This window comes from Streptomyces sp. NPDC001634 (genome assembly GCF_040298185.1).
Classification (GTDB): Bacteria; Actinomycetota; Actinomycetes; order Streptomycetales; family Streptomycetaceae; genus Streptomyces.
In genome coordinates this window covers 19270-42436 of sequence record NZ_JBEOZU010000041.1, presented here as the reverse complement: position 1 = coordinate 42436, position 23167 = coordinate 19270, and the positions used below count along the sequence as shown (strand labels likewise).

Genomic DNA, 23167 nt, shown 5'->3' with positions numbered 1-23167 from the left:
CCTCCGGCGTGTGAGGAGCGGAGGCCAAGGGGGCGGCGGAGCCCCCTTGGCGCCCTGGCTCACCTCACGGGAAACGCGACATCACAGACGGAGTCGTCCGGCCCCGCCGCGTCCCAGTCCGCGAAGTACACCTCCCGGCAGGGGCCCGCGTACTCCAGTCCCTGCTCCGCGATCCATGCCTCCACCGCCTCGAAGGCCGCCAGGATCTGCGGATGCGCCACCTGGGCCTTGGTGATGCGGGTGTACGCGAGCCGCTGCGCCGGTTCCACCCGCACTCGCGTCTCCCACGCCCGCCCGTGGGTCTCCGCCCACGCCCGCGCCGCCGCCCGGTCGGCCACCGGCACACACGCCTCCGCGGGCCCGTCGCTCTCCTGGGACACCTCCGCGTGGTAGACGACGAAGGGTGCCGCGGTCACCCCGCCGCACTCCTTCGCGGCCGCCTCCAGCCGTCCCAGCGACGCCCCGATCCAGGCCGGCAGCTCGTCCGCCAGCGTGTGCCGCGTCTCGGTGATCAGCACCTGCTCCGGCACGTCCACCGTTTCGACCACGAACTTCCCGTACAACTCGGAGCTCCTCCCCGACAGTCGTCCACGGAGGTATTCGGCGAGGGTCCGCTGCGCGGCGATCCGCTCTTCGACGCCGGCCCAGTAGCCGGCGAGCAGCGCGGACGCGCGTACGCCGTCCGACTCGCGCGCCTCCACCACGTCGGCGATCCGCGCGAGCGGCATGTCGAGCCGACGCAGCAGCGCGACCATGCGGGCGCGTTCGACCTGCTCGGCCCGGTAGTAGCGGTAACCGCTGGTCTCGTCGACGTGCGCGGGCGCGAGCAGCCCCAGCCGGTCGTACAGCCGCAGTGCCTTCGGCGACAGCCGCGAGCGCGCGGCGAACGCGCCGATGGTCAGCAGATCGTCGTTCACCCTGTCATCCTCCGTCACCGGACGCCTTCCGCCCGGTGACGAGGACACTCCGCCCTGCCCCAGGGGCAAGGTCAACCGCGTGGGCGGGCCGTCAGGCGATCGCCTTCTCCACCGCCGCCAGGACCTCCGCCGACTCCGGCTCCGTCTGCGGCGAGAAGCGGGCGGCGATCTGTCCGTCCTTCCCGATCAGGAACTTCTCGAAGTTCCAGCGGATGTCCCCGCTGTGGCCCTCGGCGTCCGCGAACCCGACAAGACGGTCGTACAGCGTGTGCCGGCCCTCGCCGTTCACCTCGATCTTCTCGGTCATCGGGAAGGTGACGCCGTAGGTCGCCGAGCAGAACTCCGCGATCTCCTCCGCGCTCCCGGGCTCCTGGCCGAGGAACTGGTTGCAGGGCACCCCGAGCACGGTGAAGCCCAGCGGCGCAAACCGCTCCTGCAGCCGCTCAAGGCCCGCGTACTGCGGGGTCAGTCCGCACTTGGAGGCCACGTTCACCACGAGGACGGCCTTGCCCGCGTACTGGGACAGGTCTGCGGAACCGCCCTGCAGGGCGCCGATCTCGACGTCGAGGACGGAGGACCCGGAATTGTTGTCTGTAGTCGTCATGAAGCGGATGCTAACTCCGCTTCATGACGCTTCATGACGTGCCCGTCAGCCCCGCTGCTGCGCTGTGACGAGCACCTCACCGGCGGCCGTACGGGAATACAGCACCGACCGTCCCGCCCGGCGCCGCTCCACCAGCCGCGCGTCCAGCAGCACCTTGAGGTGGCGCCCGACCGAGCCGAGCCCCTGTCCGGTCACGGCGACCAACTGGCTCGTGCTCATGGGTGAGTCGAGCAGGACGAGGACCCCGGCCCGGGCCGGCCCGAGCAGCGCGCCGAGGCTCGCCGGCACCGCCGTCCGCGGCCCCTGGGCCAGCACGCCCGCACACGGGTAGATGACGGCGTACCGGTCGGGCTCCTCCCAGGACACCCAGCCGGTCTGCGGTGTGACGGGGACGAAGACCAACTCGGCGCCGGAGATCTCGCGGGGCGGGTACTCGTGAAGGTTGACCTGGAGCCGGTTGCCGCCGAGCCAGCGTGTCCGGCCCGGCCGCAGGGTGTCCACCGCGGCCGCCCAGCCGCCCCGGGTGAGCTGCGCCGTACGGGCGACCACATCGGCCTCCAGGATGCGCCGCCGCCGGTCCCAGTACGGTCGTACGGTCTCCGTCCATACGTAGGCCAGCAGATCGGCGGCGCGTTCGGGCAGGTCGTCGCGGTCGTCCAGGGCGGCGGGGAGCGGGCCGCGCAGGGAGACGGTGAGGTGAGCGCGGGCCTCGGCGGGAGGGGCCGCGCGGACCCGGGCGACACCCTCCTCGAAGCTCTCCCCGTCCCTCGGGGTGGGCGTGAGGAAGTCCGCGATCCACTCCGTCCCGAGGCCGGAGCGGATGAGCAGCGCGGTGAGGGGGTCGGCGGCCAGCCGCCGGCGGTAGGCGGGCAGGTGGGCGTCCAGCCAGGCCCGTTCCCCGGGGTGGGAGGCGGCGCCCGTGTGCAGCAGCTTCAGACTCGCGAAGACCTCGGCGAGCGGCGACAGCACGAAACGGCTCCCGGCGAGGGTGTCGGCGTTGACGTACCAGAGACCCATGGGCAGTACGCCCCCCTCGATGTTTCGCGCCTGCGCGAAACAATATCGGCCGTCCTCGGCGCCTGCTCAGACTCCGTGCATGCGCAGCTACTCCGACCTCTTCCGCACCCGGGAGTTCACTCCGTTCTTCCTGTCCACCGCTCTCCAGACGGCCGCCTCGACGGTCAGCGGTCTGGCGCTCGGCACGCTGGTGTACCGGGCCACCGACTCGCCGCTGCTCTCCGCGGTGAGCATGTTCGGCCCGCAGCTGGCGCAGGTCGTGGGCGCGACAACACTGCTGTCGGCCGCGGACCGGCTGCCGCCGCGCGCGACGATGACCGGTATCGCGTGCGCGTTCGCGGCCGGTACGGCGGCGATGGCCCTGCCCGGCCTGCCGGTCGGTGCGGTCTTCGTGCTGATTCTGCTCCTCGGCCTGGTCCAGTCGCTCGGCGGCGGGGTCCGCTGGGGCCTGCTGAACGAGATCCTGTCCAAGGACGGCTATCTGCCGGGCCGTTCCGTCTTCAACATGATGAACGGGCTTGTGCAGATCGCCGGGTACGCGACCGGTGGCCTCCTGGTGGCGGTGCTGTCCCCGCGCACGACGCTTGTGACGGCATCCGCTCTGTACCTGGCAGCCGCCCTCGGCACCCGCTTCGGCCTCACCCGCCGCGCCCCGCGCACCTCCGGCCGCCCGTCGGTCGCGCAGACCTGGCGCACCAACGCGCTGCTGTGGTCGTCCCCGCCGCGCCGGACGACATACCTCCTCCTGTGGGTCCCCAACGGTCTGGTCGTCGGCTGCGAGTCGCTGTTCGTCGCCTACGCCCCCGACCGTGCGGGCGCGCTGTTCGCGTGCGCCGCGTTCGGGATGTTCGTCGGGGACGTGACGACGGGCCGCATCCTCCCGCCCGCGTTGCGCCGCCGCCTCGGCATCCCGTTCCTGCTGGTGCTGGCGACCCCGTACCTGCTGTTCGCGCTGCACCCCGCCGTGCCGGTCGCGGCGGCCTGCGCGGCCCTGGCATCGGTCGGCTTCAGCGCGAGCCTCGTCCAGCAGGAGCGTCTGATGGCCCTGACTCCGGAGGAACTCAGCGGCCACGCCCTGGGACTGCACTCGGCGGGCATGCTCACGATGCAGGGCGTGAGCGCGGCCCTGGCGGGTGCGGTGGCCCAACTGACCTCGCCAGGATCGGCGATGACGGTGATGGCGGCGGCGTCCCTGGCGGCGACGCTGACGCTGGCGGCCGCGGGCGGACGGCGACGACGGATCCCGGCCGGCGGCATCGAAAGGGCGAAGGAACCGAGTTCCTCTCCCGAGTGCGTGATCAGCGGGCAGGATTGAGCGGTAGGTGCTGACACGTCGGGGGGACCGCGCTCATGCCGTACAGCTTCGCGGAGTGGCCCGCACGCAGTCTGCTCGGGGTGCTGTCGCCGCAGGCCCGGCGGGAGCTGCTCGAACTGGGTGTGGAGACACGGTTCGAGGCCGGCGACGTCCTGCTGAGCGAGGGGGCGCGCGACCGGCATGTCCTGGTCCTGCTCTCCGGCTTCGCCAAGGTGACGGCGCGAGTCGAGAACGGGGAGACGTCGCTGCTCGCGGTCCGCGTCGGCGGTGACACGGTCGGCGAGATGGCGGCCATGGACGGTTCGCCGCGCTCCGCAACGGTGACGGCCTGCGGGACCGTCACGGCTCGGGTGCTGCAACCCGCCGTGCTGCACCCGCTGTTGATGCGGCGGCCGGAGGTGTCCATGGCGCTGACCGGGATCGTCGCCGACCGGCTGCGCTGGGCCAACCGGCGCCGGCTGGACTTCCGCGGCTATCCGGCCAAGGTACGGCTGGCCCGGCTCCTGGTCGAACTCGCCACCTCCTACGGTCACCCGGTGGACGGCGGTGTGGTCGTCGGCTGCAGGCTGACCCAGCCGGAGATGGCCGCGCTCACCGGGGCCGCCGAGACGACCGTGCAGAAGGGGCTGCGGGAGCTGCGCCAGGACGGCCTGCTGGACACCGGCTACCGCTCGACGACGGTCCGCGATCTGCCCCGGCTCAGGCGGCTGGCGGACCTGGCACCGGAGGAATGAGCCCCTCGGACGCACGGATGCGCCCGCGCCGGATCTCCGGCGCCGGGCGGCGGCCGGTCGCAGACCGCGGCCATCGGGCCGGCGCTCCTGATGCGCCGGGGCGTGGCCGGGTGTCGTGCCTTCGCCGTTGGCACCTGGTGCCGGGTGCCCGGCCGGGGGCCGTGTGCCCGCGCGGCTCGGTGCGTGCCACTGTGACGGCTGCACGCGCCGAGCCGGGACGGCCTGCGGCCGGCACCGGGAGCGGCGCCGAGGTCGCGGGCGTGCCGAGGAGTTCGGCGGCGTCAGGCTCTCAGCAGGCTCCCGTAACCAGACCCGCACCGTAGCCGTCCGGCACCCCGGAGTGCCCCCCGGCACCGGTCCCGTTACCACGACCGTCCCGTAGCCGGTCCGCTTGCGGCCGGGCGAGGGTCAGGACAGCAACGGGCGCAGCACCACCAGCAGTCCGGCGCTGACGCCCATCACCGCTGTGCACACCACCGCGGCCGTCAGGCACCGGTACTTGCGCACGGCCACACGGGCGAGGAACCGGATCGTGCGGGACAACTCCTGTCGCTCCGAGGCCTCTTCGCCGCCCGTGCCCCCGCTCGGCAGGATGTCGGGCCCCGTCGCGAGGTGGACGAAGCCGTACCGGTTGGCGTCGGCGGAGTGCAGCAGCCGGGGGCGCAGGGTGGCGGCAAGGAAGGCGGCGCCGCCGAAGAGCCCGCACAGGAACAGCACGAGCAGGGTCCCGGCGAGCACCCCCGCCGCTCCGCCGCGCTCCGCGGTGTGCAGGGCCCGCCCGCTCCACGAGCCCGCCGTACCGACCAGTGCCGCCTGCGCGGCGGCCAGGATCCCGGCCTTGGTGTCGGCGTGCTGGTGGGTGGTCTGCAGGGCGCTGAACATGTGCTGGGCGGGACGGTTGTCCGGGTCGGCACCGACGGACGGCATAGGGTCCTCCTTCTTCGGCTCGGCGGGCCTCTCGTCGGGGCCGTCGAGGTCGCGGAGGTCCAGTAGGCCCGGAATCCGCCGGGACAACCCGGCATTTCTGCGGGTTCCGGGTTCTTTGGGAACCCGTCCGTAACATCCGTCGGCAGCTGTATGTTCTCGCCTTCTTCCACATCCCGTATTTCCACGGGGTTCGCGCGGGACGCGACGTGTACGACTGGCCTACCGGCGTCCGCACCCGGGGGAGCGGACGCCGGCGTGTTCCGGAGCGCATCCCGGACCCGAGGGGCACGGGGATGTGACTCCACTGAGTGAGCGGGGAGTTCGAGCATGGGAACGTTCGGTCGCAGACTGCTGCTGGCGGTCGACGCGAAGGGGTACGGCGGTGTCGACGTACTGACGCAGCGGCAGTTGCAGGAGGCCATCCAGCGGCTGCTCGGCGAGGCGGCCGACGCGGCCGGGCTGCAGCGGGAGCGGTGGGAGACGCAGGAGGCCGGGGACTCGGTGCTCGCCGTCCTGCCGGAGGGGGCGTCCGAGCCGGATCTGGTCGACCCGTTCATGCGCCATCTGGACGCCGGCCTGCGGGCCTTCAACCACGGCCGGCTGCCCGAGGCCCGGCTGCGGCTGCGGGCCGCCGTGCACTTCGGTACGGCGTCGCCGGCGGCCAACGGTTTCGTAGGCCGGGCCCCCGTCGAGATCGGCCGGATGCTGGACAGCGCGATGCTGCGGTCGGCCCTGGCCGCGGCCCCGGAGGCGTGCCTGGCCCTCGCGGTCTCGGCGACCGTCTTCAACGACGTGGTGCGCGAGGCGTACACGACCATCCGGGCCCAGGAGTTCCACGAGGTGCTGATCGAGGAGAAGGAGTACGCGGGGAGGGCGTGGATCTGGGTACCCGGGCACGACGCCCGCGCGCTGGGGCTGGACGGGGGTGCACCGCGTGGCGGGGGCACCCGCGCGGGTGCAGGTGCCGGTGGTGATGCGGGTGCGAGCGGTGGAGTTGGCGCGAGTGGGGGTGGTGAAGCGCCTGCCGTGCGCCCCCTGAGTGCGCCAACTGCACCAGCAGACACGGTAGTTCAGGCCTTTCACGGAACCGTCCACGCCGAGGGTGCCGTCTTCGGGATCTCCAAGTGACTCCAAGTGACTCCGAGTGACGGCTGAGGATGGACGAGGAACAGAGCGAACAGAGAGCTCAGGGCGGTCAGGGGGCCCGGAGCGATCAGCTGAGAGACGCTTGCGCGCCTGAGGATCCCTCGGGCGCGCAAGCCCCGGCCCCGGGCGCTCCCGGCCAGGGGCCGCCGCCCGGGGACGGACCGGCCGCCTCCGCCGAAGGTCCGGGCGCTCCCGCCGACAGCCAGGGCTCACACGGGGAACGGGCCACGGGCCAGGTGCACCACAACAACGTCAACCAGTTCTTCTACGGTCCCCTCGACGCGCGCCAGGCCCACTTCGGGATCGGCGGCACCGATCCCGCCCAGGCCCGCCGACGGGCCGTGGGGCGCCTGGACGCCGAGGAGGCGGACGCGCTCCTGGCGTCGTACGTCCCACCGTCCTGCTTCGACGAGGCGGTACACGCACTCCAGCGGGACAGGGTGGTGGTGCTGGTCGGGCCGCCCGGATCGGGCAAGCGCTCGGGGGCCGTGGCCCTTCTCAAGGAGGTCGCCGACGGGATGGAGTACGTGATGCTCTCCCCGGACCGGAGCCTGGAGGAACTCGCCGGCCGTCCCACCTTCGCGCCGGGCGTCGGCTATGTGCTCCTCGACCGGACGAACGAAGGCCCGTCGGAGACGGCGGACTTCGACTGGCGGCGGGTGCGCGACAAGGTGTGCGAGCAGGGTGCGCACCTGGTGGTCACCACCGTGCACGAGGTCGAGGGGGAGCGGCTCGAGTCCGTGCGCCATGTGCCGTGGCGGGCCCCCGAACCGAGCGATGTGATCCGGCTGCGGCTGCGCAAGGCGGGATGCGACGAGGTGACGGTCAAGGAGGCCGTCGAACTGCTGCCCGCCGGGTGCACGATCACGGAGGTCGTCGCGGCGGCGGACCGGATCGCGCAGGGAGCGGATGCCGCCGGGGTCTGGAAGGAGTACGGCAGCGGCGCGGCCCGGCCCGTGCGCGACTGGTTCGCCGCCGAGCGCTCGTTGCAGGAGATAGCCGAGGTCACCACGCTCGTCTTCGCCACGGGCCTCGGCCTGCGCGACTTCGAGTCCTGCCAGCAGCTCCTGGAGCCACACCTGGCCCCCGCCTTCCCCCACCCGCCGCCGGCCGGACCGGAGGCCGCCGACATCGTGGACGGCACGGCCGCCCCCCGGCGGGCGGCCGACCGCCGGCGCTCCCTGATCCGCAACGATCTGGCCGCCACCCAGGAGCAGAAGCTCGGTTCCCTCACCCGGACCGTTCTGGTCTTCGGCGCCCCGCAGTACCGCCAGTGGGTTCTGGAGGAGCTGTGGGTGAACCACTCGATGTCGTACTGGAACGGCGTACGGGACTGGCTCACCGCACTCGTCGGCGCAGAGCCGGACCCCTACCTCCAGCTGTCGATCGCCTCCGGACTCACCCTGCTCGCCCGCCCCGCCTTCGACGAGGTCGCCGACTGTTATCTGCGCCCCTGGGCCCAGGGCGTGGCGGGCATGCGCGGACAGGGCATGGCCACCCTGGTCCTGTGCTGCATGTCCCTGGACGAGGACCTCGGCGCCACCGCGCTCACCCTCGCCCGCAGCTGGGCCCAGTCGGGGGACAGGGGCCTGAGGTCGACGGCGGCACGGGCATTCGGCGGACAGCTCGGGGTCCGCTTCCCGACCGACGCCGTCAAGTGGCTGTGGCACCTGACCAGCCGCGGCGACGGCCAGTCGAACGAGGCGATGGGGGCGCTGGCCGATCTCGTCGTCGCGCTGGCCGAGAGCAGGGAGGACCCGAGCGTCGTCTTCTGGGCCCTGGCGCACCGGCTGAGCGTCCAGCGCGGGACCACGGTCGCCACCCGTTTGAAGGAGACCACCTTCGACACGGTCATGGCCGTGCTGACGGCGCACGATCTGCGGTCGGGACGGCCGGTCTGTGCCGGACTGGTCGCCCGCCAGCCCCAACTGACCGAAAAACTTGGCGAGTTGTGGGCCGGTGTGCTGTGCAACCGGCCGCGGCGCGCCAAGGCCCTGCGGGCCCTGCGCACCACCCTGCGCGCGGTGCCGGCCACCGGCGTCCGCCCCGAGCCCGTCGCCGAACGCTTCGGCAAGGCCGTCGGCGGGGCGCTGCCGATGCACGAGCGCCCGCTGCTTACGGCCGCGCTGCGGGCCGTGAGGGCCCAACCGGACGAGGCCGCGCTCGTCGAGATCTTCCTCAACGCCGTCATGGGCACGGCCGTACTGAGCACGAAGGACTGAAGGCATGGTTGAGAGGTATCCCCTCGTCGAGCAGAGGGAGTACGGGCGCCCGCAAAAGCGCGTCGGCCTGCTCCACAAACGGCCGGCCAGGGACGAAGACGAACTCCCCCGGCTCGCCGCACACGAGGTGCGGGTCTTCCGGCTGGGGGAGGACTACGTCGAGGACCACGGTCTGCTGCGCTGCGACGACAGCGTGGTGGTGGCCGCGAGCTCCGTCACCGTCGTCGACCGGCGGGTCGGTGTGCCCGTCGTCGTGGAGATGCGCATCCCCTCCGCCGAGGCGGGCGATTTCACCCTGCGCACGACCTTCCACTGCACCGTCACGGATGCGCGTGCGGTCGTACGGGACGGGATCACCGATGTCGAGGCACTGCTCTTCGGCTATCTGCGGGGGATCCCGGGCCTCACCGAGGAGGGCGCCGATCTGCCGATCGTCGAATCGGGCACCGTCCGCCGCCGGATCGACGCGCGGCTGACCGCCTACCTGGAGATGCGGCCGCCGGTCGTCTCGGGCCTCAACGCCGTGCCGTCCGCGGTCGACGTCCTCACCCCCGAGGAGCTGGCCGCCCATGTACGCGAGGTCGAGGAGGCCAGGCGCGCCCTGGAGAAGGACCGGCTCAGGGAGGAGCTGGAGCAGGAGCGGGCCCGGGCCGAGGCGGAGAAGAAGCGCCTGCTGGAGGAGATCCGGCGCGAGGACGCGCTCCGCAAGGAGCTGAACCGCCAGGAGTACGAAAGGATGCGCACCCGGTTCGAGCACGAAAGCGGCGCCGAGGGCCAGGAGCACGAGCTCATGATGAAGGCCCAGTACAACGGGTTCGTCAGGAACCAGCTGACCGAGGATCTGCGGGTCATCGGCAGCGATCCCGTCGCCGCCGACTTCAACGCGTACCGCAGCGGGGACATCTCCGCGGACACGCTCGCCGGACGGGTACGCGCGGACGCGTCGCACCGCAGCGAACGGGAGGGCGAACTGGCCAGGCTGGAGCGGGAGTACCTGGAGCGCCGGGCCGCCCTCGAACGCGAGGAACGGGAGCGCCGGGCCGCCCTGGAACGCGACGACAAGCGCCACAAGCTCGAACGGGACGACAGGCTCAGGGAGCTGACCCGCCAGGACCGGCGCGAGGACCTGGCCGCCAGGCGGCAGGAGGAGGCGCGCCGCTGGGACCTGAAGCGGGGCGACACGCTGCGGGAGCGGCAGGAGAACCGGGAGGACGCGCATCTGCAGCGCCAGGAGCAGCGTGAGTGGGCGGACCATCTCCTCGCCGCGAACCGGGACCTCAAGGCGCGGGCCATCGACCGCGGCCTTCTCGATGACACCGGTGCCGACATGGGCGCCTTCATCAACAGCATGGGGGAGATCCCCCAGTACGGGGCCCAGGCACTGCGGCAGGGGGACGCCCAGCCGGTGCAGAAGGTCTCCGCGGAACGGCTCGACCAGCGCCCGAAGGACGACGACGTGGTCGACGGCGACAGCGGCGACGACAGCGACCTCGACATCGGACCGGCGGGACTGGAGGAGCACGTTGGCCACTGACGTACCGGTCCGGCCGGCGGACGACGCCGCGTTCTCCGGGCCCCCGCTGCCCTTCCGCCCCGTGCTCCCCGACCTGGGCCCGTCGACCCGGCTGCGCCGGGTGATCGGGATCCGCGAGGACGTCCTGGACTGGGTGCCGGAGGAGCGCCCCCGCTACACCCGCTACGGCGCCATCGTCGTCAACACGGCGCTGCTCGCGGGCGTGTCCATGGGCCTGGCACTCGCGACCATCCGCGCCGAACTCCCCTTTGTGGTCGTCGTCGTGGTCGCCGTGTGCTGGTTCTGGGTCATCCTCGCCCTGGACAGCTGGCTGGTGGCCAGCACCCATGGCGTACCGGCCAGGAACCCGCTGCGGGTGCTGCTGCCCCGGCTTGTGATCTCCTTGCTGCTCAGCATCTTCATCGCGGAACCGCTTCTCTTCCAGATCTTCGACAAGGAAATCCGCCAGGAGATAGCCGTGGGCAACGAGCGCAAGGTCGCCGACTACCGCGGCATGCTCGTCTCCTGCAACCCCGCCGACGGTACGTCGACCACCGGCCGGCCCGCGTGCCAGGACTACCAGCTGAAGGTGCCGGGCTCCCCGGCCGAGCTGAACGAACAGATCAAGGCGAACGCGGCACAGACCAACGACCTGCAGACCCAGGTCGACCGGATCAACAAGACCCTGAGCGGCAAGAACACCATCGCCAACCGCGAGTGCGACAGCAGCAAGTGGATCCGGTACGCAGGCGGCGGCCGCGATGTCACCGAGACGTGCAAACGCGCTCGCGACGACCGCGACGCCTACAACAGCACCAGCCACATCAAGAAGTACCAGGGCCAACTGGCGGACCTGGTCGAGAAGGGCCAGACCCTGGCCGCGAAGAAGGACTCGGTCGCCAACGCCTACCAGCCCCTCCTGCAGCGGGCCATCGACACCAAGACGCGGCAGCGGGCGGCCGCCCTCGACAGCGACGGACTCCTCACCCGGGCGCACGGGCTCGAAGGCGTCGCCTGGTCCGACTGGTACGCCGGTCTTGTCTTCGTCGTGCTGCACCTGCTGCTCGTCGCCATCGACGCCATGCCCGTCCTGGCCAAGCTCATGAGCGGCTGCACGACGTACGACCGCCTGCTGACCACCCGCTTCGACGCGAGCCGCAAGATGCACGCCGAGGAACTGGAGGTCCAGCACGCCTGTGCCGTGATGGAGTACGAGGAGCGGAGGCACCGGGTCGAACAGGAGACGACCGACCGCATGCGCCGGCTCGAACACGACTACGGCCTGGCCCAGGCCGAACGCTCCGTCCGCCTCCGCGCGGAACTCGATGCGAGGGCGGCGCGGATCCTTCGGGGGACCCGTTCCTGACGAACGGGCGGGTGCGGCCCCGGGACCGGCGGTCCCGGGGCCGCGTCGTGTCACGCGCCCGTGCCGTGCGCTTCTTCGCCCTGCGTGGGCACACCGGCGGCAAGCCGCGGATCAACGGGCTGCGGACGCGGCGCCGCCTGCCCGTGCCCGTTGCCCGTCTCCGCCTTGGGACCGTCGTCGGACCCGAACTGGCGCGCCGCCCGGTCGAAGTACCGCAGCAGTTCGACGGGGAACGGCATCACGAGCGTCGAGTTCTTCTCGGCGGCGACCTCCACGACCGTCTGCAGGAGCCGCAGCTGCATGGCCTCCGGGGTGTCCGACATGATCCGGGAGGCGTTCGCGAGCTGCTGGGCGGCCTGGAACTCACCGTCCGCGGTGATGACCCGGGCCCGCCGCTCACGCTCGGCCTCGGCCTGCCGGGACATGGACCGCTTGAGCGACTCGGGGAGCTGTACGTCCTTGATCTCGACCCGGTCGATGTGGATGCCCCACTCGGCGGCAGGGCTGTCGATCATCAGCGCGAGCCCCTCGTGCAACCGCTCCCGGTCGGACAGCAGATCGTCCAGATCGCTCTTGCCGATGATGGACCGGAGCGAGGACTGGGCGACCTGCCCGACCGCGAACATGTAGTCCTGCACCTCGATGGCGGCCCGCACCGGGTCGGTCACCCGGAAGTACACGACCGCGTCGACCTTGACCGAGACATTGTCCTTGGTGATGCCTTCCTGGGTGGGCACCGGCATGGTGACCACCTGCACATTCACCTTCCGCATCCGGTCGGCGAACGGGATCAGGAACGTGATGCCCGGCTGCCGGTAGTTCGGCAGCGCCTTCCCCCAGCGGAACACGACCCCACGGTCGACCTGGTTGATCACCCGTATCCCGCTGCGCAATACGAGCAGCCCCAGCAGGACCACCAGCCCGACCGCGACGACGGTGCCTTCCATGGCACTTCACTTCCCTCACAGGGTGTCGATGAGTGACACCCAAGTGGACACCTGGGAACGGATCTTCGGATGCGGTGCGCGCGTCAGGACTTCGTCAAGAAACGGCGGTCGGCGGGGCAGGTGAGTGGGGGAAGTCGCCGGGTGAGCGGGGGAGGCCGCCGGGTGAGCGGGGGAGGTCGCCGGGTGAGCAGGGGGCCGGTGCGGGGCTCGGGCAGACGCGGCGGCCAGGCGGTCCGGGCCGAGGCCTCGACAACTCCGGGAAATACCACACTTGTTACTGAGGCTGACATGTCATCATGGCCGCGTTCTGGTTCAAGATCGGGGGAAGAGCAGAATGACGGCCGCCACCGACGTGTACGACAGGCCGCCCTACCGCGTCACCAGCCCGCCCCGGCCGAGCAGACCGGGCGCGTGGGTGCTCGACGTTTTCCTCCCCTGGCGGCTGGCCCGCCGTATCTACGGGCCGTTCCGCATCTTCCGGTTCAGCGCCGCCGACGCCATCGGCCTGGCCGGGCCCGGCGCCCTGTTCGGGCGGTACGGTGAGCCGGTCGCGGCCGCCGTCGCCGAGCAGGTGGCCGACCCGGTCATCGAACGCCTGCTGCTCCCGCGCGCGTTGCTGGGGCTCGGTGCCATCGTGTTCGTCATCCGGCTGCTGACCGGGGCGGGCGGGAACGACCTCCTCGAGGAGACCTTCGGCGACAGCCTCGTGATGCTGGGCACCGGGCCGGTGTCGCTGCTCCTCGCGTGCGTGCCGCTCGTCGTCCTGGCCCGCCGCGGCAACCGCTGGACGGTCACCCGTATGGTCACCCGCCCGCTGGTGACCGGGGTGATCACCGCGGCTTTCTGCGCCCTCTTCCTGTACTGGGCAAGCCACGGCGGAGCCAACTACCAGCAGCGCTCCATCACCGAGCTGTTGCTCTCGCTGGTCTTCGGCCCCTGGCTCGTGGTGTTCTTCGGCTCCGCCCTCTATCTGATCCACCGCAACGCCTTCAGCGTGGGCGGCCACCCCCTGGTGCGCCCCCTGACCAGCGTCCCGCTCGTCTGGCTGACCGCCGCAGGCCACGCCGTCCTCGTCGACCACGCCTTCTACGACTTCCGGCCGACGTCGGGCTACCTCGTGGCCCTGGTCGCCGGGCCCGCCGGGGTCACCCTCACCTCGGTGCTCGAGGTGGTTCTGCTGCGCCGCCGGCACGGGGTGGGTTTCCGTGGGCCGCTGCTGGGCTGGGAGCCGCCGCCGCGGCGGACGACCACGGTGCCGGGGGACATCGTCGAGCGACTGCAGGCCGACATGGCCCGCGGTCACGCGTATGCCTGGCCGCACTTCAGCGACCGCAACGGTGTCGTCTGGGCCGCCACCCCTGCGGTGTGGGCCCGGCAGACGGTCATGTGGCCGTATGTGCACCTCTTCAGCGAGCAGACACGTCCCATGCTGCGCTCGGACGTCGAGGCCACCGCTGGTCCCCTGACCCCGCGATAGCGGATGTGCATCAGGAGGGCCTTCAGCGAGCACCGGGCCGGGATGCACCCGGCCGCCAGTCGTCCCGTCTGCGCGTCCGTGCCCTCTTGTGAACGCCTGCCTCGCGGACGGCACGGAAAGCGGCCACGGCCTGCTGCTCAGCCGGTACATCCAGGGCATCGGCGCGCAACGCACGCCCGAGTCCCAGCTCCAGCCCGGCTCCGGCTTCGGCTTCGGCTCGGTGGCACTCGCTGCGGTGTCGGTGCCGGGCACGGGGCCGTCCGGGGCGGCGCGTCGGCGGGCCACGCCCTCGCCGTCGCTGAGTCGGTCGCCCATACCCGTGTCCATCTCCGTCGCTTGCTGCTCATTCCAGTGGAGCGCCTGGCAGGACCTCGAACTGGACGTCGACCAAGGGCAACGTACGGCACCCGGTAAATGGTTGATCAAGGATCGCTGAGGCCGCCCGATGCGGTGTTACGCTCCGCGAGCTCTGCGGCTCCGCACCGCAGCAACGGGGGACGGGTGGCCCGATGCGCCGGGGAGACGCATGCCGCCCTGGCAAACGCCGTGCGCACCACCCGATTCACGCGCGTTGACCCCGCCGCGAGCGGAGGCACTCAACACTGATGGTCGGGCCCTGCCCGGAAAGAAGACACCTGTGAATCGAACCGCGCACCGACGCGGCTGGCTCGCGCTTGTGCTGGCCGGCGCGTTCGTGGCAGCGCTTCCGGCGGCAGCGGCCGCCGACGAGACCCCGATCGACCCGGCACTACCGACGCCCACAGTGCCGGCCGGCACGAACTGCGGCAGCGACAGCAGCCCGGTCTGGAGCACCGTGTCCAGTCCGCCTCCGGCGGGCATGACGGTCACCATCGGCATCCCGCGACCGACGGTGAACGGGGTGTCGTACCAGGGAGTCGTCCACGCGTGGGACGTGGACGGTTCACAGGCCGCGGACGGGTCCGTCTCCGGCCTGCCGGTGCCCTCTCAATCCGTGTACGTCCCGTTGCCCTTGGCGGACGGGCACACCTACGGCTGGCACGCGTCGACATACGACGGGACGTCGTACTCGAATCCGACCGCGCCCTGCTACTTCAGGGTGGACGTAAGCGCGCCCGTCACCCCGGTCGTCACCAACCCGGACTTCCCCCCGGTGGGCGGCCCCGGAGCGCCGACGAAGGCCGCCGGGCAGCCCACCACGTTCAGCTTCGGCTCCAGCGACCCGCTGCCCGCCGGATGCACCCAGGCGGGAGTTCCGGACTGCCAGTCCAGCGGTTTGGACCACTTCGAGTACGCCTGGGACCAGGAGCCCGGCATCGGAGCTGCCCGGGTTCAGGCGGACGCACAGGGCAAGGGCAGTGTGACGGCCGCTCTGTCCTGGGGAACTCACACCCTCTACGTCGTCGGGGTCGATGCCGCGGGGAACGAGTCGCAGGTGCCGGCTGCATACACGTTCTACGTTCCGTCACAACTCCCGCCCCCCAACCCCACGACCCTCGACCTCACCGCCCCGGCGACCACGGCCCGAGCGGCCCAACTGACCGTCTCCGGCCAGCTGTCGGCAGCTCCATACCCCTCTGGTGAGGCGGTCCACGTGGTCAAGAGCGACCTTGCCCACCCCGCCGGTGAGGCACTGCCCGATGCGCCGCTCGCCGCCGACGGCACCTTCCGCATCACCGATGTCCCGCAGGTCGGCGGAGCCAACACCTACACCGTGACCTACCCGGGTGACTCCACCCACCAGACCGTCACCGCATCCGCGACCGTCCAGGTCTCCCGCAGCACCACGGCGGTGAACATCACCACCAACGCCGCGTCGTACGCCTACGGCTCGACCGCAAAGGTCACGGCCCACCTCGGCACGACATACAACGGCCGTACCCTCGCGATCTACGCCCAGCCCTACGGCGGCAAGAAGGTGCTGGTCAGTACCGGCACTGTGGACAGCCACGGCAACCTGACCACGACCTACAAGCTCACCCGCAGGACCACCTTCACCGCAGCTTTCGCCGGTGACTACCGCTACGCCCCGGCCTCGGCCTCCAGGACCGCGTCGGTGTACGCCAAGGTGTCCGAGTCGCTGAGCGGTTACTACGGGAGCACCTACTACGGCAGCCTCCTCTACCGGATCTACCATCACACCGCCGCGGCCAGGCTGAACGTCACGGTCACGCCCAACAAGGCCGGCCAGTGCGTGCAGTTCCAGACCCAGCGGTACTACAGCGGTGCCTGGCACACGCAGAGCACCTCCTCATGCCGCACGCTCAGCACCACGAGCACCGGCTACGCGACGCTGAGCCTGACCAGGTCGGTCAACAGCAAGTTCCGTATCCGGGCCGAGTACATCCACAGCAGCAAGGACAGCGGAAACCTCAGTACTTGGGGCGAATGGCAGTACTTCACCGTCAGGCAGTGACACACGAGGCGCCGGGCCCTCGCTGAGGGGGTACCCGGCGCCTTGCGCTGCCACTGTCTCTACCCATCGAGTGGACAGCCCGGTTCGGCGCGGACGATGGGGCTGTGGGCGCGCGACGAAGACCCCTGCCGAGCGGTCCAGCTAGCCCCCGCACGGGCCGTCGACAACGGCGCCGCTGCCGTCCGCGGTGTCCGGGACGGTGGCGCAGACCTGCTTCCCGCTGTCCGGGTCGGTCACGGTCACGTGCCCGTTCGTGTCGAAGGAGTCCGCTTCCTGCGCCCGGTACACGCCGTGGGAAGTCACCATCGTCGGGTCCGGCAGTGCGTCGCGCGGCGAGGTGCTGCACGGCGACGGAACGTACGTGGCCGCGCCCCCGGACCCCGGCTCGCTCGGGTAGACGATGGTGGGTTCCGGGGCGGCGGTTTCGCAGTTCCGGGCCGCTTCCAGTGCCTCGTCGATGATCTGACGACCAGCCGCGTGCAGCCCGTCGCTCGTCTGCCGGTCCTCGAAATAACGGCCCAGCAGCCCGAGTCCGCCCAGAAAGCACAAGCTCAGTCCGAGCCCGAACAACCAGCGGGTCAGGCGTCCGGCATCGCGCTCCCGCCGCGTCAGCGCGGCCGCCACGCCCGCTGTAACGACGACCACCCCGCCGGCCCCGAGCAGGGCCACGGCCGGCCCGGTCGAGATGGGTCCGAAGTGCTCCCCGTTGCGCGGCATCCACTGGGCGACCAGCATCCGCACCACCCCCGTTCGATCGTGGCTCCCAGACGTGATGTCCCCGGCACGGTCACGCGCCGGGGACATCACACTGCTCGCTCGTCAGTTCACCGAGAAGTCGTCATCGTAGGGGGCCAGTGTTCGACCCGCTCTCGGTGTAGACGTCCGAACTCACGGGCGGCGTGGGCGTGCCGGGCACCTTCACGTTCGCTCCGAAGGTGTAGGGCGTCGTGAGTTACACGTACTCCTTCAACGGGGGTGCCTGCTGCTCGTCAAGGACGCGATCGTGGCGGTGGCGGGCGACACGGTCTTCTCCGTACGTCCCGACCGTCCCACCGCCCAGCCGTTGCAGATCACCGGCAAATGACCGGCACCCGCCCGACCGGCGCTCTCGGCGCGACACCGCTTCCCACCCGTTCGCCCCGGGCCCGCCTAGAGGTCATCTTGCCGCAGACAGACGAACTCGTAGATCCGGCCGGGGCCTTGGCCATGCCCGGCGATCAACTTTCCGAAGGACGCGCCGTGCCGCACAGGCGTGTGACCTGACGGGGACCTTCACGACCGGCGAGGGCTGGAGGCCCTGGCCGGGAGAGGTGCTCGCCCGGCGGGTGGAGCCGCCCGGCGAGCACTCGAGGTGCGGTGACGGGTCACTTCTCGGCGCGCAGGGTTCCGAGCAGTCCGTGTTCCTCGTCTTCGATTCCCGCGGCGAACCAGACGCTCTCCCTGCCGCCGGACTGGTCGGTGCCGCGTTGCAGCCCCCACAGACCGGGGATCACGATCGGGTTCCCGCTGGGGTCCTTCACGGTGCCCTCGAACCGGCCGGTCCTCAGGTCGAAGGCGTTGATGCGGCCGTCTCCGAAGTTGCCGACGAGCAGGTCACCGGAGAACTTTCCGAATCCCTTGGGCGCCGTTTCGAGGCCCCAGGGCGAGTTGAGCACCCCCTGGCTCGCGAAGCGCCTGAGCAGCTTGCCCTCGGTGTTGAACACGTCGATGAAGCCGTTGCCCGGACCGGGGACGTCGTCGTGCTTGTCCTCGTCCTGCAAGGCGTACGTCACGAAGATCTTCTCGCCGATCTTCTTGATGTTGAACGGCGCGAAACCGGCGGGGAGGTTCGGGTCCTGGAACCGGTCGTCGGGCGGCAGCAGGTTGAAATCCGTGTCGAAGCTGTCGACGCGGGCGTCACGGAAGTTCGCGACGAGGAGGCGTGGCTTGTTGCGCTTGCCGTCATTCCCCCTCCCTCTGCCCTTCCTGTCGTGCCTCTTGCCCTTCTTCTCGCCCGGTACCAGCGTCAGGCCCTTGAAAACGGCGTTCGTGCCGTCGCTGGGCTCGAACGCGACCTGGATGGCGTTCGAGCTCACGTCCGGGTTGAACGCGAACAGGGCGCCGTTCTCGCCCGCGAAGATGAACCGGGCGGGACCGGACTTCCCGCCGTCACTGAAGCGGAAGTTGTCGGTGTCGTTGCGCACGACCCCGGTCGGAGCGGCACCGTCGGGGAACGGCACGACCAGCGGGCTGATGTCGACCGGCTGGTTGTCCACGGCGCCCGAGTACGCCGTGGCCTTGTCGGAGCCGTTGTCCGACACGAGGATCTCGCCAGTGGTCTTGGGGACCAGACCCCAGGAGTTGACCAGGTTCGGGTCGAGCTTCTCCGCCCTGCCCGGGAGGTCGGAGACGAGGTCGCGCTCCCGGAAGCCGTGATCGGCCCGGTGCGGCGTGTGCCCCGCCCCGGGCGGCGCCGCGGCGGCGAGCCCGCCGACCGCGCCCAGGGTCAGCATGACCGCCGTCAGCCGCCGCAGGCCGGGGCGGGATCTAGGGGCCATTGCCTGTGATGCCATGGCAGATGCTCCTGTTCCAGTGTGGGTCTCTGATGGGACGAACTGGTAGAAGTCATCTCATGTGCGCCCAATCGCACCCGTCATCGACACGCGAGCGAACCACGTCGTCCGACGCGCTCCGCGTTCGTAGGTCGAAAAGCTGGACGAACCCGTTGACCGGTCGGCGGGTGAGTGCGGCGTCGTTGAGATCGAGGGCACAGGCATCGAGTGACTGTGGGCTCCAACCCTGTTCCACGACCTCGGAACGGCGAGTGCTTCCCGATGCGAACGCGAGTTCTGTACGGCTTCTGCGCGATCTCGCACACGAAGATCTGTTCGCATGCGATCACCGCAGAGGCAGAAAGCGATCGCCCCGCAGGCGCCCGAGATGCCTGCCGCAGTGGGTACCACCGACGGCATCCGGCTGACCTGGTCCGTCAACGACCCCGCCGCAGCCCGCTACGAGGTCTGGCGCCGCACCGAGTCGGACGCCGTGTACATCAAGACCGGCGACACCCCCGCGACGACGTCCCCGGAGCGGACCGACACCGGCGCACCGGCCGGAGCGCCCTCCTGCTACCGGACGGTCGCGGTGGACGCGGTGGGGAACCGACACTCCGCCGCCCGTCGCACCGATGTGACACGGCGCCTGAAACGGCGAAGGGCCGGCCCGGGAGGAAAACCCTCCTGAGCCGGCCCTTCTCTCTGGGCCCCCGTCAGCATTCGAACCTGCGGCACCGACTACATGCGGCGCCCCCTGACGTGCCGGTACCCGACGGGCAGGTTCACAGGCTGCATCGGCAGGCCAGCTGATCGGTGAAGGGGACGGCCTCGGCGCAGGCGACCAGTTGGGCCAGGACGACGTTGGGGTCCAGGCCCTTCGCGTCGATCCAGTCCGCGCCCGCCTCCTCCAGCGAGGTCCCGTGGAGCCAGTCGCCGCCCCAGGAGATGAGGCCGCCCGGCTGAGGATGGAACGGGTACGGGACGGGTGCCGGGGCGGCACACCCGGCAAGTGCATCAGCTCGTCCAGACCCGACATGTGCCCATGTGCCTTTCGCATCCGCTCGTGACGCGGCAACCGTGACGCAGTCCTCGGCGCTGAAGCACGCTTTCCAAGTCTGTTGGTGGCACGCGGGGCCATGTGCGGGGGCGTTCAGCTGCGTTCATGGACAGCTGGTCTCCGCTGTGAAGGCGCCTGGCGCCTCACCCGAACGGCCGTGGAATGGGCTGAATGAGACGGAACCCAAAGGTGTCCATGGCGGACTTCCATCCAGGAGTGTTGAGGTAGAGGCGTCCGGCCAGATGATCAACCGGCGCGCAGATCTTCCTTCTCAGTGGGGCTGGACGCAAGGGCCTTCATGCCGATGGGCGGGAGCCCATGGACGGCCTGGCACCAGCCCTGATTGAAGGCGTCGTAACCTCCTCGGGTGGACAACTCCTCTTGCTTCTGCCTCCTGTGCGCGCCTCCTGCCGATGGCCCGGCCTGGGAAGCACGTGATGGCCGTATAGCCGCAAGCGTTACCGAGTTCGGCTGGCACGTGATGGGTGTCGGCGCCGGGGGCGATGCGCCCGCGGACTGGGCCTACTCGATCGGCCTGTGGCACACCCTGCGCAGCCCTGAAGTCTGCATCTTCGGCCTCCGGGTCGAATCGATGATGTCCATCCTCAACGTTGCAGGAGGAGAGATCCGTAACGGTCATGCGCTGGAAGCCGACCAGGTGCGTGACGACATCCTGAACGGGTATCCGGTGACCGTCCGGCCGGTCCACCCGAGTTGGTACCGGGACTTCTTCGGCGCCGGGACCGACTTCTACCAGACCCCTCCGCTTCCCGTCATGCAGCTGTTCTGGCCGGACAAGGAAGGCCGCTTCCCCTGGGATGACCAGACCGAGGAGTACTGCCGCACGAGCCAGCCTCTTCTGTGGATCCCGAAGGCGAAAACCAGCGGACCGTGGGCAGATCTCGACTGAGGCCGACGCTCAATCCTGCCGCGGGTCGCACTGAGTTGTTGTTGCCTTCCGACGTTGATGTCAGGTGTGGATGTCGGGCAGAGGGCTCGCGGGGCCTCGGAGATCTGCCGGCCCAACTACAGATGTCCGGCAGCGGGAGTGCCGTCAACAGGCGGCCGTAGGGCGGTTCAGGCGCCAGACCACCTCGATGCCGCTACCCGAGGGAGCTGCGGGAGGTGTTACCTGCTCACGCCGGACTTCGGTGAACCCCAAGCGGCGCGGAATGGCACCACTGGAGCTGTTGGCCAGATCGTGCGTGATTTCCAAGTACTCCACGTCCGGCAGGGCGAACATCTCGGTAACCATGGCTGCCGTCGCTCTCGTGGCGATGCCCTGGCCGGTGGCGGCAGGATGCAGCCAGTACCCCATCCTCCATCCCGGAGGTTCGGCCCCGCGGTAGGTCTGGCACATGCCGATCAGCGTGCCGTCTTTGGTGATGGCGTAGTTGTACGCGTCGCCGGTTGCCCACTTCCACTCGGACTTCGCGAGAAAGTCTCGGGTGCTCTTCTCGCTGTGACGGGCGACCCACGGCATCCACGGGCGCAGGTGGTCCAGAGACTCCTCGATCAACTTGAACGCCGGAGCGAAATCGCTCTGTCCCCGCCAGCGCCGCAGGACGAAGTCTCCGCACTCGATGATCTGACTCGGTCGCTCCATGACAGCCATGATTGTTTCGCAGAACGGGTCACTGCAACGGGACATGACGAACCGGCTGGCCGTCTACCTGGCAAGACGGCGGAAACAGAGCAAAACGGCTGCAATGCCGACGAAGGAGGAGGAGGAGTCGATGCGGTGCCGTGAAGACTCTGCTGTCGGACCCGGGCTTCTCCCGTGCCAGGTTGCGCTCCTTGATCGTGAAGGTTGTGTGGGGGCCTTTCATGAAACTGGCGCGATTCTCGACGCCATCAGCCGCAGCGCTGCTCCTGGGACTGACGACTGTCATCGGTCCCGGCGCGGTCGAGTCGTACGGGGCGTCGGTCGTTTGTGGTGCAACCCTCTGATGCGTGCCGTACCGAGGAGGCATCAGTGTCGGCCGGCCTGAGGCAGAGCAGACCCAAGCCGAAGGCGCGTCCGCGGCCAATGCCGGACAGGACCGCTCTCTGCAGTGCGACGGGGTCAGTGATCACGGCCACACCTTCGAGACGGGTTGCCTGGAGAAAGGTGGGGTTCCTTGCTGCGCGACTGGCAATGACAGGTCCCAATGACTGGTTGCGGACTTCGACAGTTGCCAGCCCGGCTCGGGAGGCTTGGCGTTCCCACCAGGCGGATATTTCAGCAGTCCCTAAGCCCACGCGTTTGCCGCGTTGCCCTGTCCTTGGGATCGCCTTGGTGGCGTTCGCGTCCAGGAGGAACCGCACCCGCTGCCCCTCGAAGCCTGTCTCCGACCAAGCGACCCGCTCAACCGCCACTGCGCGGGCGTAGTCGGCAGTCAGAGCGCGGAGAAACACGGGCTCGGTGGTCTGCACACGCAGGATCGCGTCACCACGGTCCATGTCCAATCGGTAGAGCAGGCGTCCGGTGTGTGGTGAGACGTGCCCCGCAGCGGCGTTCGGACACAGGGAGCGGACAGTGTGATGGAGGTGAAGGGCATCGCCGAGGTCACGTAGCACTTGTGGGTTGCGCGGGTTGAGGTGCAACACGATTTGCTGGGCGCTGTGGGGCGGCCGACGCGTCTGCTGAACGGCGCCCTCCGCCTTGGCTCGGTGCCACAACTCGTGGAAGCGGTTGGAGATCGCATCCAAAGCCTGCTCCCGTGAGGCTCCCATGGGGCGACGAGCGAGAGCCCGCAGGGCAAGACACCCTGTCACCGCCATGAACTGGTCGTACTGTGGCAGCCGACCCCGGGCGAACAGGTTGTGCACGGTGGAATGTCCCAAGCTTGCTGCCCGGGCCATCTCGCGGGCCGAGGGAAACCCCGCTTCCCGGTGCAACTCATGCAGCCCCGCGTTGAGGTCCCGCATCGGCCCCGCCGGCAGGTTCGGTCGTTTGATCTCACCGGCACGGCCCATGGCTTGCCCCCTTCATGAGTCGGACGTCTTCCCGCGTC

Annotated in this window: 20 protein-coding genes; 11 read left to right on the top strand and 9 right to left on the bottom strand. The window is 70.2% G+C overall.

Annotated elements, in window-relative coordinates:
* Positions 1-59: 59 nt before the first annotated feature.
* The 3 genes from ABT186_RS26080 to ABT186_RS26070 all read right to left on the bottom strand — a co-directional run bounded on the left by ABT186_RS26080 (position 60) and on the right by ABT186_RS26070 (position 2538).
* Positions 60-935, bottom strand: a complete 876-nt coding sequence (locus ABT186_RS26080; protein ID WP_351232872.1) for a MerR family transcriptional regulator — start codon at positions 933-935, stop codon at positions 60-62.
* Between the two features lie 73 nt (positions 936-1008).
* Positions 1009-1521 carry a glutathione peroxidase gene (locus tag ABT186_RS26075; protein ID WP_351232870.1) on the bottom strand — a complete coding sequence of 171 codons (513 nt, stop codon included), beginning with the start codon at positions 1519-1521 and terminating at the stop codon, positions 1009-1011.
* A gap of 45 nt (positions 1522-1566) precedes the next feature.
* Positions 1567-2538, bottom strand: a complete 972-nt coding sequence (locus tag ABT186_RS26070) for an ArsR/SmtB family transcription factor (RefSeq protein ID WP_351927069.1) — start codon at positions 2536-2538, stop codon at positions 1567-1569.
* Positions 2539-2617: 79 nt separating this feature from the next.
* Here ABT186_RS26070 and ABT186_RS26065 point away from each other — a divergent pair, with 79 nt between their 5' ends.
* A complete protein-coding gene (locus ABT186_RS26065; protein WP_351927067.1) occupies positions 2618-3853 on the top strand; it encodes an MFS transporter in 1236 nt (411 codons plus the stop codon).
* Positions 3854-3888: 35 nt separating this feature from the next.
* On the top strand, positions 3889-4587 hold the full coding sequence (locus tag ABT186_RS26060; protein ID WP_351232864.1) for a Crp/Fnr family transcriptional regulator: 699 nt from the start codon (positions 3889-3891) through the stop codon (positions 4585-4587).
* Positions 4588-4995: 408 nt separating this feature from the next.
* On the opposite strand, the gene ABT186_RS26055 is transcribed toward ABT186_RS26060, so the two are convergent.
* Positions 4996-5514 (bottom strand): Pycsar system effector family protein, encoded by a 519-nt coding sequence (locus ABT186_RS26055; protein WP_351232862.1) that lies wholly within the window; start codon positions 5512-5514, stop codon positions 4996-4998.
* A gap of 327 nt (positions 5515-5841) precedes the next feature.
* On the opposite strand from ABT186_RS26055, the gene ABT186_RS26050 reads away from it, so the two are divergent.
* The 4 genes from ABT186_RS26050 to ABT186_RS26035 all read left to right on the top strand — a co-directional run bounded on the left by ABT186_RS26050 (position 5842) and on the right by ABT186_RS26035 (position 11761).
* The gene (locus ABT186_RS26050) at positions 5842-6642 is read left to right on the top strand and encodes a hypothetical protein (RefSeq protein ID WP_351927065.1); all 801 of its coding nucleotides are present in this window, start codon (positions 5842-5844) and stop codon (positions 6640-6642) included.
* Between the two features lie 254 nt (positions 6643-6896).
* Positions 6897-8882: an nSTAND3 domain-containing NTPase gene (locus ABT186_RS26045; protein ID WP_351232858.1), complete on the top strand. Its 1986-nt coding sequence runs from the start codon at positions 6897-6899 to the stop codon at positions 8880-8882.
* Positions 8883-8886: 4 nt separating this feature from the next.
* On the top strand, positions 8887-10416 hold the full coding sequence (locus tag ABT186_RS26040) for a hypothetical protein (protein WP_351927063.1): 1530 nt from the start codon (positions 8887-8889) through the stop codon (positions 10414-10416).
* On the top strand, positions 10406-11761 hold the full coding sequence (locus tag ABT186_RS26035) for a DUF4407 domain-containing protein (protein WP_351927061.1): 1356 nt from the start codon (positions 10406-10408) through the stop codon (positions 11759-11761). Before ABT186_RS26040 ends, ABT186_RS26035 begins: the two co-directional genes overlap by 11 nt.
* A gap of 50 nt (positions 11762-11811) precedes the next feature.
* Here the strand turns inward: ABT186_RS26035 and ABT186_RS26030 are convergent, their stop codons facing one another.
* Complete coding sequence (locus tag ABT186_RS26030) at positions 11812-12708, bottom strand: slipin family protein (RefSeq protein WP_351231180.1); 897 nt, start codon at positions 12706-12708, stop codon at positions 11812-11814.
* Positions 12709-13042: 334 nt separating this feature from the next.
* Between ABT186_RS26030 and ABT186_RS26025 the strand changes: the two genes are divergently transcribed.
* The 3 genes from ABT186_RS26025 (at position 13043) to ABT186_RS26015 (ending at position 16580) form a co-directional block, all read left to right on the top strand.
* Complete coding sequence (locus ABT186_RS26025) at positions 13043-14185, top strand: hypothetical protein (protein ID WP_351927059.1); 1143 nt, start codon at positions 13043-13045, stop codon at positions 14183-14185.
* Between the two features lie 88 nt (positions 14186-14273).
* Positions 14274-14621 carry a hypothetical protein gene (locus ABT186_RS26020; protein ID WP_351927057.1) on the top strand — a complete coding sequence of 116 codons (348 nt, stop codon included), beginning with the start codon at positions 14274-14276 and terminating at the stop codon, positions 14619-14621.
* A gap of 201 nt (positions 14622-14822) precedes the next feature.
* Positions 14823-16580, top strand: coding sequence for a hypothetical protein (locus ABT186_RS26015; RefSeq protein WP_351231186.1), 1758 nt, complete (start codon positions 14823-14825; stop codon positions 16578-16580).
* 141 nt (positions 16581-16721) lie between these two features.
* Here ABT186_RS26015 and ABT186_RS26010 read toward each other — a convergent pair whose 3' ends face one another.
* Both ABT186_RS26010 and ABT186_RS26005 read right to left on the bottom strand, forming a co-directional pair.
* Complete coding sequence (locus ABT186_RS26010; RefSeq protein ID WP_351231188.1) at positions 16722-17315, bottom strand: hypothetical protein; 594 nt, start codon at positions 17313-17315, stop codon at positions 16722-16724.
* Between the two features lie 629 nt (positions 17316-17944).
* Positions 17945-19132: a TIGR03118 family protein gene (locus ABT186_RS26005; RefSeq protein WP_351231190.1), complete on the bottom strand. Its 1188-nt coding sequence runs from the start codon at positions 19130-19132 to the stop codon at positions 17945-17947.
* 367 nt (positions 19133-19499) lie between these two features.
* On the opposite strand from ABT186_RS26005, the gene ABT186_RS26000 reads away from it, so the two are divergent.
* On the top strand, positions 19500-19802 hold the full coding sequence (locus tag ABT186_RS26000; protein WP_351231192.1) for a hypothetical protein: 303 nt from the start codon (positions 19500-19502) through the stop codon (positions 19800-19802).
* A gap of 736 nt (positions 19803-20538) precedes the next feature.
* Positions 20539-21081 (top strand): DUF4262 domain-containing protein, encoded by a 543-nt coding sequence (locus ABT186_RS25995; RefSeq protein WP_351927055.1) that lies wholly within the window; start codon positions 20539-20541, stop codon positions 21079-21081.
* Between the two features lie 144 nt (positions 21082-21225).
* Here the strand turns inward: ABT186_RS25995 and ABT186_RS25990 are convergent, their stop codons facing one another.
* On the bottom strand, positions 21226-21786 hold the full coding sequence (locus tag ABT186_RS25990; protein WP_351927053.1) for a GNAT family N-acetyltransferase: 561 nt from the start codon (positions 21784-21786) through the stop codon (positions 21226-21228).
* Positions 21787-22025: 239 nt separating this feature from the next.
* Positions 22026-23129, bottom strand: a complete 1104-nt coding sequence (locus ABT186_RS25985) for a type I-E CRISPR-associated protein Cas6/Cse3/CasE (protein WP_351927051.1) — start codon at positions 23127-23129, stop codon at positions 22026-22028.
* Between the last annotated feature and the right edge of the window lie 38 nt (positions 23130-23167).